At 65.5% G+C, this 12,141-nt stretch carries 15 protein-coding genes; 9 read left to right on the top strand and 6 right to left on the bottom strand.

The genetic code is table 11. The features are described 5' to 3' along the window. Positions 1 to 34 precede the first annotated feature (34 nt). The 3 genes from ABL843_RS13920 to ABL843_RS13910 all read right to left on the bottom strand — a co-directional run bounded on the left by ABL843_RS13920 (position 35) and on the right by ABL843_RS13910 (position 2,740). On the bottom strand, positions 35 to 295 hold the full coding sequence (locus ABL843_RS13920) for a DUF4282 domain-containing protein (RefSeq protein WP_126019159.1): 261 nt from the start codon (positions 293 to 295) through the stop codon (positions 35 to 37). 53 nt (positions 296 to 348) lie between these two features. Next, positions 349 to 840 (bottom strand): acetolactate synthase small subunit, encoded by a 492-nt coding sequence (gene ilvN / locus ABL843_RS13915; protein ID WP_081266310.1) that lies wholly within the window; start codon positions 838 to 840, stop codon positions 349 to 351. 115 nt (positions 841 to 955) lie between these two features. Then, positions 956 to 2,740, bottom strand: a complete 1,785-nt coding sequence (locus ABL843_RS13910) for an acetolactate synthase 3 catalytic subunit (RefSeq protein ID WP_126019157.1) — start codon at positions 2,738 to 2,740, stop codon at positions 956 to 958. Positions 2,741 to 3,020: 280 nt separating this feature from the next. On the opposite strand from ABL843_RS13910, the gene ABL843_RS13905 reads away from it, so the two are divergent. From ABL843_RS13905 to ABL843_RS13880, 6 genes are read left to right on the top strand one after another with little or no spacing between them, the layout of a single operon-like run. After that, positions 3,021 to 3,587, top strand: a complete 567-nt coding sequence (locus ABL843_RS13905; protein ID WP_126019155.1) for an RNA polymerase sigma factor — start codon at positions 3,021 to 3,023, stop codon at positions 3,585 to 3,587. Beyond that, on the top strand, positions 3,584 to 4,009 hold the full coding sequence (locus ABL843_RS13900) for a DUF3619 family protein (RefSeq protein ID WP_418120228.1): 426 nt from the start codon (positions 3,584 to 3,586) through the stop codon (positions 4,007 to 4,009). Before ABL843_RS13905 ends, ABL843_RS13900 begins: the two co-directional genes overlap by 4 nt. A gap of 15 nt (positions 4,010 to 4,024) precedes the next feature. After that, a complete protein-coding gene (locus tag ABL843_RS13895) occupies positions 4,025 to 4,876 on the top strand; it encodes a DUF3106 domain-containing protein (protein ID WP_418120227.1) in 852 nt (283 codons plus the stop codon). Between the two features lie 13 nt (positions 4,877 to 4,889). Next, on the top strand, positions 4,890 to 5,456 hold the full coding sequence (locus ABL843_RS13890) for an RDD family protein (RefSeq protein WP_418120226.1): 567 nt from the start codon (positions 4,890 to 4,892) through the stop codon (positions 5,454 to 5,456). Then, a complete protein-coding gene (locus tag ABL843_RS13885; protein WP_418120225.1) occupies positions 5,453 to 5,860 on the top strand; it encodes a diacylglycerol kinase in 408 nt (135 codons plus the stop codon). Before ABL843_RS13890 ends, ABL843_RS13885 begins: the two co-directional genes overlap by 4 nt. Before the next feature lie 31 nt (positions 5,861 to 5,891). Next, the gene (locus ABL843_RS13880) at positions 5,892 to 6,482 is read left to right on the top strand and encodes a TIGR00730 family Rossman fold protein (RefSeq protein WP_184638382.1); all 591 of its coding nucleotides are present in this window, start codon (positions 5,892 to 5,894) and stop codon (positions 6,480 to 6,482) included. Between the two features lie 124 nt (positions 6,483 to 6,606). On the opposite strand, the gene ABL843_RS13875 is transcribed toward ABL843_RS13880, so the two are convergent. Further along, the gene (locus ABL843_RS13875) at positions 6,607 to 6,945 is read right to left on the bottom strand and encodes a P-II family nitrogen regulator (protein ID WP_056518066.1); all 339 of its coding nucleotides are present in this window, start codon (positions 6,943 to 6,945) and stop codon (positions 6,607 to 6,609) included. Further along, a complete protein-coding gene (locus ABL843_RS13870; protein ID WP_418120224.1) occupies positions 6,942 to 8,639 on the bottom strand; it encodes an NAD+ synthase in 1,698 nt (565 codons plus the stop codon). The genes ABL843_RS13875 and ABL843_RS13870 overlap by 4 nt, the downstream gene beginning before the upstream one ends. Before the next feature lie 19 nt (positions 8,640 to 8,658). On the opposite strand from ABL843_RS13870, the gene ABL843_RS13865 reads away from it, so the two are divergent. From ABL843_RS13865 to ABL843_RS13855, 3 genes are all read left to right on the top strand, one after another. Further along, complete coding sequence (locus ABL843_RS13865) at positions 8,659 to 9,813, top strand: GNAT family N-acetyltransferase (protein WP_418120223.1); 1,155 nt, start codon at positions 8,659 to 8,661, stop codon at positions 9,811 to 9,813. Positions 9,814 to 9,872: 59 nt separating this feature from the next. After that, positions 9,873 to 10,625 carry a hypothetical protein gene (locus ABL843_RS13860; protein ID WP_184638386.1) on the top strand — a complete coding sequence of 251 codons (753 nt, stop codon included), beginning with the start codon at positions 9,873 to 9,875 and terminating at the stop codon, positions 10,623 to 10,625. 96 nt (positions 10,626 to 10,721) lie between these two features. Next, positions 10,722 to 11,363, top strand: a complete 642-nt coding sequence (locus ABL843_RS13855) for a lysozyme inhibitor LprI family protein (RefSeq protein WP_418120222.1) — start codon at positions 10,722 to 10,724, stop codon at positions 11,361 to 11,363. A gap of 29 nt (positions 11,364 to 11,392) precedes the next feature. On the opposite strand, the gene ppa is transcribed toward ABL843_RS13855, so the two are convergent. Continuing rightward, positions 11,393 to 11,920, bottom strand: coding sequence for an inorganic diphosphatase (gene ppa, locus ABL843_RS13850; RefSeq protein WP_126019134.1), 528 nt, complete (start codon positions 11,918 to 11,920; stop codon positions 11,393 to 11,395). Between the last annotated feature and the right edge of the window lie 221 nt (positions 11,921 to 12,141).

The following is a 12,141-nucleotide window of genomic DNA, read 5'->3' as shown; positions in this document are numbered from 1 at the left end:
AAAAATCTCGAGCATCCGTACGGATGCACTTCACTCAAAGGCCGGACGAATTCCGGTCCTTCATCTGCTGGTTGATGGACACGAGGCTGTCGTGGATGCGGAACAGCACGATGAGCAGTTCGCTGTAGATGCGTACGCCGATGGTGCCGAAGATCAGGACCGTGAAGGCCGGCAGGTACTGCCGCTGGAACAGCGCGGCCACCGCCAGCACGACCACGCCCAGCAGGCCGAGGAAGTAGAGCACCCGGACGATCGCCGGGGTCACCATCCTGTCGAAACCGAGCAGACCTCGCATCACTCTTGCCTCATGTGTGGATGAACGTATGAACTGAGGGCGCCTTCACCCTCCTACACGCGCAGGATGCGCTCGCCGCGGCCGATGCCGCTGGCACCGGTACGGACAGTCTCGAGGATAGCGCTACGCTCGATCGCTTCCAGGAAAGCGTCGTTCTTGCCGTGGTCGCCGGTGAGTTCAATGGTGTAGCTCTTGTCGGTCACGTCGATGATGCGGCCGCGGAAGATCTCCGCCATGCGCATCATCTCCTCGCGCTCCTTGCCGACCGCCCGCACCTTCACCATCATGAGCTCGCGCTCGGTGTAGGCGCCTTCGGTGAGGTCGACGACCTTCACCACTTCGATCAGGCGGTTCAGGTGCTTGGTGATCTGCTCGATCACGTCGTCCGAGCCGGTGGTGACGATGGTCATGCGCGAGAGGCTCGAGTCCTCCGTGGGCGCCACCGTGAGCGATTCGATGTTGTAGCCGCGGGCCGAGAACAGGCCCACCACGCGGGAAAGAGCACCCGGCTCGTTTTCCAGCAGCACTGCGATGATGTGTTTCATGTTTGCGTGACTCCTCTTTTCGCCGCCCTCCCCCGTGCACGGTAATGCGCGGGCTTGGCGGGCAATAGATTCGTCAGTAGTTAAGAGTTGAGCGAATGTCCGTTCCGTCGATCGGTCAAAGATCTTCGGAACCCAGCAGCATCTCGGTGATGCCCATGCCGGCCTTCACCATCGGGAACACGTTCTCGGTCGGATCGGTGCGGAAGTCCATGAACACCGTGCGGTCCTTGAGCTTGCGCGCCTCGCGAAGCGCCGGCTCCACGTCTTGTGGACGCTCGATCAGCATGCCGACGTGGCCATAGGCCTCGGCGAGCTTCACGAAGTTGGGCAGCGCATCCATGTAGCTGTGGCTGTAGCGGCCGGAGTATTCGATCTCCTGCCACTGGCGCACCATGCCCAGGTAGCGGTTGTTGAGCGAGCAGATCTTGATCGGCGTGTTGTACTGCAGGCAGGTGGAGAGTTCCTGGATGCACATCTGCACCGAGCCTTCGCCGGTGATGGTGAACACTTCCGAATCGGGCTTGGCGAGCTTGATGCCCATGGCGTAGGGAATGCCCACGCCCATGGTGCCCAGGCCGCCGGAATTGATCCAGCGGCGCGGCTCGTCGAAGCGGTAGTACTGGGCTGCCCACATCTGGTGCTGGCCGACGTCCGACGTGATGTACGTGTCGGTGTCCTTGGTCATGTTCCAGAGGGTCTCGACCACGTACTGCGGCTTGATCACGTCCTTGTTGCCGCGGTCGTACTTCAGGCAGTCGCGCGAACGCCAGGACTCGATGGTCTTCCACCAGTCGGCCAGGGCGCCTGCATCGGGCTTGGCTGTGCTCTCGCGGATCATCGAGATCAGCTCGGTGAGCACGTCCTTCACGTCGCCGACGATCGGGATGTCGACCTTCACGCGCTTGGAGATGCTCGACGGGTCGATGTCGACGTGGATGATCTTGCGTTCGTTCTGCGCGAAGTGCTTGGGATTGCCGATCACGCGGTCGTCGAAGCGCGCGCCCACCGCCAGCAGCACGTCGCAGTTCTGCATCGCGTTGTTGGCCTCGATCGTGCCGTGCATGCCCAGCATGCCCAGGAACTTGCGGTCGCTCGCCGGATAGGCACCCAGGCCCATCAGCGTGTTGGTGACCGGGTAGCCCAGCATGTCGACCAGCGTGCGCAGCTCGTTGCAGGCATTGCCCAGCAGCACGCCGCCGCCGGTGTAGATGTAGGGGCGCTTGGCGGCCAGCAGAAGCTGCAGCGCCTTGCGGATCTGACCGCCGTGGCCTTTTCGCACCGGGTTGTACGAGCGCATCTCGACCTTGTCGGGATAGCCAGCGTACGGGATCTTCTTGAACGAGACGTCCTTGGGCACGTCCACCACCACGGGGCCGGGACGGCCGCTGCGTGCGATGTGGAAGGCCTTCTTCATCGTCATGGCCAGATCCTTGGGATCCTTGACGAGGAAGTTGTGCTTGACGATGGGACGGGTGATGCCGACCGTGTCGCATTCCTGGAAGGCATCGAGGCCGATGGCCGCCGTCGGCACCTGGCCCGAGATGATCACCATCGGGATCGAGTCCATGTACGCCGTCGCGATGCCGGTGACCGCGTTGGTCAGGCCGGGACCGGAAGTGACCAGCGCCACGCCGACTTCGCCGGTGGCACGGGCATAGCCGTCGGCCGCATGGACGGCGGCCTGCTCATGGCGCACCAGCACGTGCTGGATGGTGTCCTGCTTGTAGAACGCGTCGTAGATGTAGAGAACCGCACCGCCTGGGTAGCCCCAGACGTATTGGACGCCTTCGGCCTGCAGTGCCTTGACCAGCACTTCGGCGCCCATGAGTTCCTGAGTCGAGTTGCCGGCGCCAGCGGACGCAGCGGCTGCGGAGACGATTTCCGCCTTGGAGATTTCCATGATCAACCTTTGTTTATTTCGGGAACGAAATACCTTGGGTGCCCCTTGCCAACCCTTGTGAGGTCGCGCCAGGACTTGAGGCCAAAGCCATGAGCGGACTGATGTTCCGCCGGACCGTGACCCGTTTGCCTTTTGACTTGCGACCCGGATTATGACATTTCCGGGCGTTCATATTCGCTTCAGCTGCCTTGTAAAGCTACAAAGGCATAATCCGCGGCGATAAACGTAGCGATCGCTAGACCCCATTCCCACGCGGCGCGCCCTGCGCGCCCCCTCTCGCTTGGCCACTGAACAAGAACTCTCCGACTTCCTGAAAAGCGTCGAACGGCGCGCTTTCAAGCGCTCGGTCTATCACGTGCGGGATGAAGAAGCGGCCCTCGATATCGTGCAGGACAGCATGATGAAGCTGGCCCAGCACTACGGGGACAAGCCCGCAGCCGAGCTGCCGATGCTGTTCCAGCGCATCCTGTCGAACTGCACGCTCGACTGGTTCCGCCGCCAGAAAACCAGGCGCGCCCTGTTCTCCAACCTCAGCGATTTCGATTCGGTCGACGAAGACGGAGATTTCGACCTGCTGGAGAACTTCGTCTCGCCGGCCGACTCTAGGGAGTCGGAGAGCGCCGAAGACACGACCCGCCGTGCCCAGATCTTCCAGGAAATCGAGGAGCAGATCGCAGCATTGCCGGGCCGTCAACGCGAGGCTTTCCTGATGCGTTACTGGGAGGAAATGGACGTCGCAGAGACGGCCGCCGCGATGGGCTGCTCCGAGGGCAGCGTCAAAACCCATTGCTCGCGAGCCGTCCACGCTCTGAGCAAGGCGCTCAAGGCCAAGGGAATATCGCTATGAACACTAAGGTTCCAACCTCGATCAACACCGTTGCCGAAGACCAGTTCGGCCAGCGTCTGGCCGCCCGCCTTTCGGCCGGCAACGGCGAATTGCCGCACGACATCAGCGAGCGGCTGCGCGTGGCGCGTGCGCAGGCCGTTGCGGCGCGCAAGCAGGCCCCGCAATTGAGGGCCGCGCCTGTGGTGGTTCAGTCGGGCCATACGCTGACCATGGGCGGCAGCTGGTGGACCCGCATCGGTTCCGTGGTGCCGCTGATCGCACTAGTCGCAGGCCTGATCACCATCAGCGTGATGCAGGACGACGACCGCGCCAGCGAGCTGGCCGAAGTGGATTCCGCGCTGCTGACGGGCGATCTCCCTCCGGCCGCCTATACCGACCCCGGTTTTGCCCAATTTCTCAAGGCCGAAAACGCCTCCGACTGAACCTTCATCGATCGAATGCGACGCCGTTCCACTTCCAGCGCGAACAGCCCCCGCCCGTTGCGCCCGCTTCCGGCGGGCGCAGTCGTTTGGGCAGGGGCGTTTGTTGTCGCGGCCTTCAGCCTGACGATTGCCTGCGCCCAGCCTCACTCCGAGGCGGCCTCGAAAGCGGCTGGAAGCTCCGCGCCGGCCTCCAGTCCCAAGGCGGTATCCACAACCAAGCCGCTCTGGAGCGAGCTCACGGCCGAGCAACAGCAGGCGCTCAAGCCCCTGGGTACCCACTGGAACATGTTGAACATCGGACAGAAGCGGAAGTGGCTGGCGCTTTCGCGCAACTTCGGGAGCATGTCCGCGGACGACCAGTCCACCCTGCATAGCCGCATGATCGAATGGGCCGCCCTGAGCAACCAGCAGCGCGCCCAGGCCCGCCTGAACTTCGCCGAGGTCAAGCGCATTCCGGCTGACGAGCGCAAGGTCAAGTGGGAGCAGTATCAAGCCTTGAGCGAAGAAGAAAAGCGCAAGCTCGCCGAGCGCGCTCCGCCCAAGCCACGCGGCGCCGCCATTCCCGTGCGGCCGGTGTCGTCCCAGAAGCTCGTGCCGGTACCCGCCATCACCCCAGGCGGGCAGCACACACCGCGCATCCTGCTGGCCCCGCCGCCCGCGCCTGCCGCCACGCCGGCCACGACCGTGCTGGTGTCGTCACCGCCCGAGCGTGCACCCGCCGCCGCGGCGGCGACGCCGGCGGTTTCCGTGGTGCCGGCAGCCCCTGCCCCGTCGCCCAGCTCGGCGACTCCGCCGGTCCCCGCCGAAGCCCAGGTGCCGGCGCCGTCGTCGGCAGCAGAGCAGCCGCCTTCCTCCTCTGCCCCCTGACCGCAAGGCTTCGATGGTTTCCAGCTCTTCCGAAGCCTCAGGCTCCGACCAGCCCGCCTCCTCCACCCCTCCCGCAGCCAGCGCTCCTGTTTCCGTAGTGCCCGGCCTCTGGCGCCGCATGGCCTGCTGGCTGTACGAGGGCATGCTGCTGTTCGCGGTGGTGTTCGTCTCGGGCTGGCTCTTCAGCACCCTCGGCCAGATGCGCGACGCCATGGATTCGCGGCGCCATCTGCTGCAGGCTTTCCTTTTCGTGGTATTCGGCGTGTACTTCGTCTGGTTCTGGACCAAAGGCCAGACCCTCGCCATGAAAACCTGGAACATCCGCATCGTCGACATGCTCGGCCGGCCCGTGAGCCAGCGCCGCGCGCTCGCGCGCTATCTGCTGAGCTGGGTCTGGTTCCTGCCGCCGCTGGCCGCCATCGCGCCCTTCAAGCTGTCGGGCGCCGAATCGACCGTGCTGATCTTCGGCTGGGTGGCCGTCTGGGCCGTGCTGGCACGCTTTCACCCCGACCGCCAGTTCTGGCACGACGCCTGGGCCGGTACACGGCTCATCACCTCCAAACCGATGAGCCGCCGATGAGTGCCGTGCCGAAGCTTCCCGATCCCGCCGTCAACCCGCAGAAGGCCCGCAAGGGCCTCGAGCGCGTCTGGCATGCCACGCTGATCTCGCTGCACGGCCTGCGCGCGGGCTGGAGCGAGCCCGCATTCCGCCAGGAAGCCATCCTGTCGATCGTCATGATCCCGGCCGCCTTCTGGCTCGGGCGCAGTTGGGTCGAGGTCGCGCTGCTCGCAGGCAGCGCCATCCTCGTGATGATCGTGGAGCTGCTCAATACGGCCGTGGAAGCCGCCATCGACCGCATCGGGCCCGAGTGGCACGACCTCTCCAAGCGCGCCAAAGACATGGGCAGCGCCGCCGTACTGCTGTCGCTCACGCTGTGCGGGGGCATCTGGGCCGCGGCACTGTGGCAGCGCTTCATGTCATGAGACGGCCCACCGCCTGCGGCATGATGGCGGGATGACTCCTGAATTTTCGATCTGTGTGTACTGCGGCTCGCGCCCCGGCGAGCGTCCCGAATTCACCCAAGCCGCACAGGCGGTCGGCCAATGGATCGGCCAGCATCGCGGTCAACTTGTCTACGGCGGTGGCCGAACCGGCCTGATGGGCACCGTGGCCGAGGCCACCCGCCAGTCCGGCGGCCGCGTCGTCGGCATCATCCCCAAGGCGCTGGTCGACAAGGAACTGGCCAACCCCCTGTGCGACGAGCTTCATGTGGTCGACACCATGCACGAGCGCAAGGCCATGATGGGCGAGCGCGCCGACGCTTTCATCGCCCTGGCGGGCGGCATCGGCACCTTCGAGGAATTGTTCGAGATCTGGACCTGGCGCCAGCTCGGCTACCACGACAAGCCCACCGGCATCCTCAACACCGCCGGCTACTACGACGGCCTGCTGAGCTTCCTGGCGCACAGCGTGCGCGAGGGCTTCATGGGCGACTGGCAGATGGACCTGATCCGCACAGGCACCGACGTGCCCGAACTGCTCACCGCACTGCGCGCCGAGGTGCCGCTGCACCCGCGCGAAGACCGCCTCTCGGAAAACCTCTGACCCTCAGGTAACCGCGGAAAAGCCTTCAAGAAACACCGAGGAACCGGCTCCGCCGGGCCTCAGGTGTTGCCGGGAGGGGGTTGGCGCAGCGACACGAAGTGCGCCCAGCTTGGGGGCGAACCAATCAGACAGCGTTCTCGTTCTCTTCGCCGGTACGGATGCGCACGATGCGCTCCACGCCCGTCACGAAGATCTTCCCGTCGCCGATCTTGCCGGTGCGCGCGGAATTGACGATGGCCTCGATGCAGCGCTCCACGTCGGCCTCGTTGACGACAACTTCGACCTTCATCTTGGGCAGGAAATCGACCACGTATTCGGCGCCTCGGTAGAGCTCGGTATGCCCCTTCTGGCGGCCGAAACCCTTGACTTCGGTCACGGTCAGGCCGGTGACGCCCACTTCGGCCAAGGCCTCGCGCACGTCCTCGAGCTTGAAGGGTTTGACGATGGCGGTGATCTGCTTCATGGTTTTTGCGCTCCGGCGGTTTCGTTGAATTTGCTGGTGATAGGGTAACGCCAATCCTTGCCGAAGCTTCGATGGGTGACCCGGATGCCTACCGGCGCCTGGCGCCGCTTGTATTCGTTGATCTTGATCAGCCGCGCGACCCGCTCGACCACCGCGCGCTCGTAGCCGGCCGAAATGATCTCGTCGATGCCCTCGTCGTCCTGCATGTAGCGTGCCAGGATTCCGTCGAGGATGTCGTAGGGCGGGAGGCTGTCCTGGTCGGTCTGGTCGGGCCGCAGCTCGGCGCTGGGAGGACGCGTGATGATCCGCTCGGGGATCGGCTCGCTGCCCGTGCCGTACGGGTCGTGGGCGTTGCGCCAGCGCGCCAGCGCGAAAACCGTGGTCTTGAGCAGGTCCTTGATGACCGCGAAGCCCCCTGCCATGTCGCCGTACAGCGTGCAGTAGCCGGTGGCCATCTCGCTCTTGTTGCCGGTGGTGAGCACGATGGAGCCGAACTTGTTCGACAGTCCCATCAGAAGCGTGCCGCGGATGCGGGCCTGGATGTTCTCCTCGGCCGTGTCCTCGGGCAGGCCCTTGAATTCCTCCGCCAGCGCGCCCTTGAAGGACTCGAAGGTGTGCCTGATCGAAATCTCGTCGTAGCGCACGCCCAGCCGGCCAGCCATGTCGCGCGCGTCGATCCAGCTGATGTCGGCGGTGTAAGGCGAAGGCATCATCACCGCGCGGACCTTGTCCTTGCCCAGCGCATCGACCGCGATCGCGAGCACCAGGGCGGAATCGATGCCGCCCGAAAGCCCCAGGATGGCACCCGGAAAACCGTTCTTGCCGATGTAGTCGCGCACGCCGAGCACCAGGGCGTCCCAGAGCTGGGCTTCGGCATCGCGTGGCGGCGCCACGGCAGCAGGGTCGGCCACGAAGCCCACGCCGCCCTGCGGCTTGCGCTCCAACTGCGCGAAAACCAGCTTCTCCCGGAAGCTCTCGGCCTGCATCGCCGTGGAGCCGTCGGCCTGCAGCGCGAAGGAGGCACCGTCAAACACCACCTCGTCCTGCCCGCCAACAAGATGCGCATAGACCAGCGGCAGCCCCACCGCGCGCGCCCGGTCGGCCATGCGCGCGACGCGCTCGCCCTCCTTGCCCACGTGGTACGGCGAGGCGTTGATCACCGCCACCACCTCCGCACCACTCTCGCGCGCCAGCTCGGCCGGCTGGTCGAACCAGGCGTCCTCGCAGATCAGCAGTCCGACCGAGACACCCTCCACCTCGAACACGCAGGTGCCCTGCCCCGGCGTGAAGTAGCGGCGCTCATCGAACACCTGGTAGTTGGGCAGCTCGCGCTTGGCGTAGGTTTCGAGGATGCGGCCTTCCTTGATGACGCTGGCGGCGTTGTGGCGCATCTGCACGGCCACCGAGCGGCTGCGCAGGCTGCCGCCGGTCGGATGCCCCACCACCACGACCATGTCTTTGAGGTCGGCCAGAGCGGCGGCGATGCCTTTCACGGCATCATCACAGGCTTCGGTGAAGGCGGGGCGCAGGAACAGGTCCTCCGCCGCATAGCCGGCAATCGAGAGTTCGGGCGTCAGCAGGAGGCGCGCACCCTGGGCATGGGCATCGCGTGCGGCATCGATGATCTTCTTTGCGTTGCCGGCGAGGTCGCCCACCACAAAATTGAGTTGCGCGATGGCGAGCTTGAGCGTCATACAGAAGGAAGAAAAAGGCTTGGACGATTATGTCATTCGGGTTCTGCCGTCTCCGTCGGAGGTGAGCCCGCAAGCGTGGAACGCGCTGCTTGCCGCCCAGGCCGAGCCGTCGCCCTTCATGCGCCACGAATACCTCTCGGCCCTGACCGACAGCCGCAGCGCCGCGCCCGACAGCGGCTGGCTGCCGCAGTTCGTCACGCTCTGGCAGGGCGAGCAGTTGCAGGCCGCGTGCGCGCTCTACGTCAAGGACCACTCCTACGGCGAATACGTCTTCGACTGGGCCTGGGCCAATGCCTACGAGCAGCACGGGCTCGCCTACTACCCGAAGGCGGTGGTGGCGGTGCCGTTCACGCCCGTGCCCGGGGCACGGCTGCTGGCGCGCGATGCCGAAAGCCGCACATTGCTGGTGCAAGGGCTCATTGCGCTGTGCAAGCAGCTCGAGCTGTCGTCGCTGCACCTGCTGTTCGGCGCCGATGCGGACATCGCCGCCTGCACCGAAGCGGGCCTGATGCTGCGCAACACGGTGCAGTTCCACTGGACGAACGCGCACTACGCCGACTTCGACGCCTTCCTCGCGAGCCTCTCCCACGACAAGCGCAAGAAGATCCGCCAGGAGCGCCGCAAGGTGGCCGATGCAGGCGTGAGCTTCCGCTGGTCGCGCGGCGCTGACATCCGCAAGGCCGACTGGGACTTCTTCTACCGCTGCTACGAACGCACCTACCGCGAGCATGGCAACCCGCCCTACCTCACGCGCGACTTCTTCCGGCGCATGGCGGACACGATGCCCGAGGCGTGGCTGCTCTTCATCGCCGAGCGCGACGGCAAGCCGATGGCGAGCAGCCTGATCGCGCTCTCGACGGATACCGACAGGCCGCTGGTTGCCTACGGTCGCTACTGGGGCGCGCTGGAGCGCGTCGACTGCCTGCACTTCGAGGCCTGCTACTACCAGCCGCTGGCCTGGTGCATCGAGCACGGCGCGCAGCGCTTCGAGGGCGGCGCCCAGGGCGAGCACAAGATGGCGCGCGCCCTGATGCCGGTGAAGACCACCAGCGCCCACTGGCTGGCGCATCCGTCCTTCGCAGACGCGGTGGAGCGCTTTCTCGAACGCGAGGGTGCGGGCATCGAGAACTACATGGACCACCTGGGCGAGCGCAGCCCCTTCAAGTCAGCCTGAGTGCCATGGCGCGCTGCTATAAAAGCGCCCGCCATCCACAACAACTCAGAGAGAAACCGATGCCATTCCTGGGACTGGGCCTGCACGTCCTCATCGCACTGTTCTTCGCCGTGCATGCCATGCGCCACGGCAAGCAGATGTACTGGCTGCTCATCCTCTTCAGCTTTCCGCTGCTGGGCAGCATCGTGTACTTCGTGGTCGAGTACCTCCCCGCCTCGCGCATGCAGCGCACCGCGGGCAAGGTGGCGAACGCGGCCATCGGCTTCATCGACCCCGAGCGCGAGTACCGCGCGGCCGCCGAGGCCTACGACCTCGCCCCTACCGCCCAGAACAAGCTGCGCCTCGCCAGGGCCGCGCTCGACAGGGGCCAGGCCGCCGACGCCGTCGGACACTACCGCGATGCGCTGAAGGGCCCGCTGGCCTCCGACCCGGAACTGCAGTTCGGCCTGGCCAGCGCCCTGCTCGCCGCAGGCGGCGCCACCGCCGGGCGCGACGCCTTGCAGGCCCTGCATACGCTGCGCTCCACGCGCGACGACTACCGCAAGGACGAAGTGGCGGTGCTCACCGCACGCGCGCTCGCCGCCGACAACCAGCAGGCGGAAGCCCGCCAGGCCTTCGAGGACGCGCTCGGCCGCTACAACACCGTCGAGGCCCGCGCCCGCTACATCGCGTGGCTCGCGCAGCAAGGCGACACCGCCGGCGCGCAGCGCCAGTGGGACGAGCTCCAGCAGGCCGCGCGCCACTGGAACTCGCACGCACGCTCGGTCAACCGCGAATGGATGCGGCTGGCCGGCGACGCCGTCCGGGGCTGAGGCTTCTCTCTGTCCAAGGGCATAGCGCCCTTGTCCGTTTGGCACATCGACGGCGTGCCGGGCCTCTCCTAGCATCGGCTTCGAGGAGATCCCCGCATGCCGACATCCACACGCCGAGCAATTACGGCACTCTGCTTCATTGCCGCCGCGCCGCTGGCAACGGCCGCCAGCTTCGACTGCGCCAAGGCCGGCAACGCCACCGAGAAGGCGATCTGCGCAGACCCCGGCCTCTCGCGCCAGGACGAGGCGATGGCCGCGCTCTACAAGCGGCAGGTCGAGATGCCCGATGCGGGCCAGTGGTCCACCCTATTGAAACGCGACCAGCGCGACTGGATCGTCGTTCGCAACCGCGAATGCAAGGGCAACGCCGAGTGCCTGAAGCAGGACTACGAGCGGCGCATCAGCTACCTCGGCCACCCTCTTCTGCAGTGGATGGGCCGCTACGTGGAGGGCCGATGCCCCAAGGACGGCCGCTTCCTCGACGTGACACCGGAGGTCGGCGGCACGCTGAGCATCGATCTGTACATCTGCCCCGATTCGCGCGGGAACATGCTGCTGCAGGGAAAGAACGTGCTCGACGGGCAGCGGCGCCTCGTGGTGCGCGAGGCCGGCGGCTGCACCCGCACGCTGCGGTTCGACGCCGACCGCGTCACCGTATCGGACGGACCGGGCTGCGCACCTGCGTTGGCCGGCAGCTTCGTGCGCGACCCGCGGCGCTCGCCCTTCCTGAACGAATAGGCGAGCTTGCCGCTTTCACTTTCAGTTTCTTACTTCTTGTAGTTGGCCACGCCGTCCAGGATTTCCTTCCTGGCCGAGTCGATGCCTTCCCAGCCCAGCACCTTGACCCACTTGCCCGCTTCCAGGTCCTTGTAGTGCTCGAAGAAGTGGCTGATGGCCTTCAGGCGCATCGGGTTCACGTCGTCCACCGACTTCCAGTGGCTGTAGATGGGCAGCACCTTGTCGGTGGGCACGGCCAGCACCTTGCCGTCTACGCCGGCTTCGTCTTCCATCATCAGGATGCCCAGGGGACGGCACGGCACCACCACGCCCGGCAGCAGCGGGTACGGGGCGATCACCAGCACGTCGACCGGGTCGCCGTCGCCCGACAGGGTCTGCGGCACGTAGCCGTAGTTGGCGGGGTAGTACATGGCCGTCGTCATGAAGCGGTCGACGAAGATGGCGCCCGATTCCTTGTCCACTTCGTACTTGATCGGATCGGCGTTCATCGGGATTTCGATCACGACGTTGAAGGCATCGGGCAGGTTCTTGCCGGGGGAAACTTTGTCGAAGGACATGACGTTTTTCGAGTAGTTGAAAAGTATGAGAGAGACGGGGACAAACCCTGAGTTTACTTTCCGTGTCACCGGCCGGTCGCACACGCATCTGTTTTTGCCTGTAAATTGCAACCGTTGGCCAATCGGCTCCGCACCCCCGGTGCAGCGAGCTTCGAGGAAGCAACGCGGCGGAAATCACGGTCCCGTACGCGTTGCACGCAGAGGGCCCGTGCTGTCCGTCT

This window comes from Variovorax sp. 350MFTsu5.1, from assembly GCF_048302515.1.
Lineage (GTDB): Bacteria > Pseudomonadota > Gammaproteobacteria > Burkholderiales > Burkholderiaceae_C > Variovorax > Variovorax guangxiensis.
The sequence above is the reverse complement of the archived record's forward strand: the minus strand, read 5'-3'. Positions and strand labels throughout refer to the sequence as shown.

Excerpts from the sequence above, each read along its gene's own strand:
- ABL843_RS13870 (WP_418120224.1), bottom strand. The coding sequence starts at position 8,639 with ATGACGCTCAAGCTCGCCATCGCGCAACTCAATTTTGTGGTGGGCGAC.
- ABL843_RS13920 (WP_126019159.1), bottom strand. The coding sequence starts at position 295 with ATGCGAGGTCTGCTCGGTTTCGACAGGATGGTGACCCCGGCGATCGTC.
- ilvN (WP_081266310.1), bottom strand. The coding sequence starts at position 840 with ATGAAACACATCATCGCAGTGCTGCTGGAAAACGAGCCGGGTGCTCTT.
- ABL843_RS13895 (WP_418120227.1), top strand. The coding sequence starts at position 4,025 with ATGCGACGCCGTTCCACTTCCAGCGCGAACAGCCCCCGCCCGTTGCGC.
- ABL843_RS13885 (WP_418120225.1), top strand. The coding sequence starts at position 5,453 with ATGAGTGCCGTGCCGAAGCTTCCCGATCCCGCCGTCAACCCGCAGAAG.
- ABL843_RS13880 (WP_184638382.1), top strand. The coding sequence starts at position 5,892 with ATGACTCCTGAATTTTCGATCTGTGTGTACTGCGGCTCGCGCCCCGGC.
- ABL843_RS13875 (WP_056518066.1), bottom strand. The coding sequence starts at position 6,945 with ATGAAGCAGATCACCGCCATCGTCAAACCCTTCAAGCTCGAGGACGTG.
- ABL843_RS13855 (WP_418120222.1), top strand. The coding sequence starts at position 10,722 with ATGCCGACATCCACACGCCGAGCAATTACGGCACTCTGCTTCATTGCC.
- ABL843_RS13860 (WP_184638386.1), top strand. The coding sequence starts at position 9,873 with ATGCCATTCCTGGGACTGGGCCTGCACGTCCTCATCGCACTGTTCTTC.
- ppa (WP_126019134.1), bottom strand. The coding sequence starts at position 11,920 with ATGTCCTTCGACAAAGTTTCCCCCGGCAAGAACCTGCCCGATGCCTTC.
- ABL843_RS13900 (WP_418120228.1), top strand. The coding sequence starts at position 3,584 with ATGAACACTAAGGTTCCAACCTCGATCAACACCGTTGCCGAAGACCAG.
- ABL843_RS13890 (WP_418120226.1), top strand. The coding sequence starts at position 4,890 with ATGGTTTCCAGCTCTTCCGAAGCCTCAGGCTCCGACCAGCCCGCCTCC.
- ABL843_RS13910 (WP_126019157.1), bottom strand. The coding sequence starts at position 2,740 with ATGGAAATCTCCAAGGCGGAAATCGTCTCCGCAGCCGCTGCGTCCGCT.